3 protein-coding genes are annotated in these 1,867 nt (G+C 37.5%); all 3 read right to left on the reverse strand.

Annotation, left to right across the window (positions count from 1 at the left end; translation table 11 throughout):
• Positions 1-341: hypothetical protein (locus tag H5202_RS21710; protein ID WP_182773871.1), on the reverse strand; the 341-nt coding region annotated here is incomplete at its 3' end.
• A 75-nt stretch (positions 342-416) separates the two neighbouring features.
• Positions 417-929 carry a hypothetical protein gene (locus H5202_RS21715; protein ID WP_182773872.1) on the reverse strand — a complete coding sequence of 171 codons (513 nt, stop codon included), beginning with the start codon at positions 927-929 and terminating at the stop codon, positions 417-419.
• Positions 930-976: 47 nt separating this feature from the next.
• A partial coding sequence (locus tag H5202_RS21720; protein WP_220493968.1) for an AAA family ATPase occupies positions 977-1,867 on the reverse strand: 891 nt, incomplete at its 5' end.

The following is a 1,867-nucleotide window of genomic DNA, read 5'->3' on the forward strand; positions in this document are numbered from 1 at the left end:
ATCTCGTTTTGAAGCTCTTCCAATCGTGCTAAAGGAACGATTGTCATATCTCCCCAACGGACTCCGTATGAGTTTAAAACTTTTGAAATACTTTGTTTTGTTTTGCTTGTAAAGTTAAGTGGCTCTTTTGGAAACCAGCGAATCTTTGACCCTTTGATAGAGTCTGAATCCTGTAGTTTTCCATCCAATTCTACTTTTACTTTAGGTAGGGATTTCTCCCCACAAGCCGCCATGGTTATGACGTTAACAACACAAACTCCTTGCTCAAGTTGAGTTAAACGCGAACATAGCTCAGATGTAGTTGCTGTTGCAGCATTGTTTGATTTTGTAGATGTAGCCATAATTTTGTCCTCCAAGGACGTAAAAAAGGGATACATCTACCCAAAGGGAAGAGTGTATCCCTTATGGGGTTTAAGTTATTGTTTAATAATACCTTCGTAGGTACAAAGTCCGTCTAAATTATAACCTTTATTAAGTTTGCTTTTGATCACTTTGATTCGTTCAGATATTCCATCTTGATTCGTCAAATCAATGTGTTCGTTCTCATAAAGAACCCAGCGCCCTTGAGTTTGGTCATTCTTAAACAAAACAACTACTTTGGTATGGTTTTCCGCAATTGCCCATTTTTTTCCTGATGCATGGGTATAAAGCAAAAAACTGAGTTTTGTGTGTTCTACTGTAATTTGACTTGCACGATAATGAGCAAAATCAAACGTTTTTTCACCATCAATGGTTTGACATATGATATGTCTACAGCTGCTTCTTAACCCGATATTAACATTGGATTTTGATTCAACTATTCCATTAACGTTCAGCGTGCGATCCTCGTTTACCGAACCTTCAATAATAAACATTCCATCAATAGAAATAGCAGCCCATTTTGTTCTGCCATCCCAATGTTCTGATGAAATATTAAACGCCTCAAACACAGTACCATTCGGTATTGTGTTTAAAGATGCGTTTATTGAAGGTTTTACTACTTTTTTTCAAGCAGGTTTTTTAACGGTTTATGAATATCATCACCAAAAACTTTGGTGACAATATCATTTGCGATCTCAGCATCATCACGACTAACTGATTTAAGAAATACAGCATCCAACGATTGTTTTAATGTACGAAAAATACCAAATGTTTGGATGTAATATGCCCAAGCAATCATAACTCGAGTTGAAAATATACATTGAATAGGATCATCGATATTACCATCACGATTCGGACCAAGAGCTGCGTCTCTAAAAGCATTTGCAAGCTTAATGATATCGTTTCGTAGGTGTCTAGGTAATCTCGGAGCAAATTTTTCAAGAATTTTTGACTCTTGTATAACGTTTGGATACTGCGTCTCAAGCCACATAAAGCGACTTAGGAATGCTTGATCCATCTGGTTAGATGTGATGTAACGTTCATCATGACCATTGCCATAAGTATTTGCTGTACCAATAATAAAACACTGTGGGTGCTTCATAATGGTTTCCTTGAACATTTCCAACGGCCATGGCTTACCTTCCACCAGCAAATGCATTGCTGATGTTAGTTCACCGCTGGCTTTATCGAATTCATCCATCAACAAAATGCCGCCATTTCGGTAGGCTTTTGCAGCAGGACCATATTCTTTTCGTGTTATGGTTTGGTTGTTTTCCGAGTCTAATACATAGCTACCCTCAATATCTTGTGGATTCATGCGAGCATGAATTTTCACAATATAAATAGGTAGATTTAATCTGTCTGCTAAATACAAAGCCAATTCCGTTTTACCGGTGCCGGTATGTCCTTGCAAACCTAGAGCTAACAATTGATGTGGTGCCATAATCCATACTAAAGCAAGCTTACCTACATCTATATCTGGTATATACATCGGATTAGATGCAAT

This window comes from Shewanella sp. SG41-4 (genome assembly GCF_014164505.1).
In the GTDB taxonomy this organism is placed as follows: Bacteria; Pseudomonadota; Gammaproteobacteria; order Enterobacterales; family Shewanellaceae; genus Shewanella.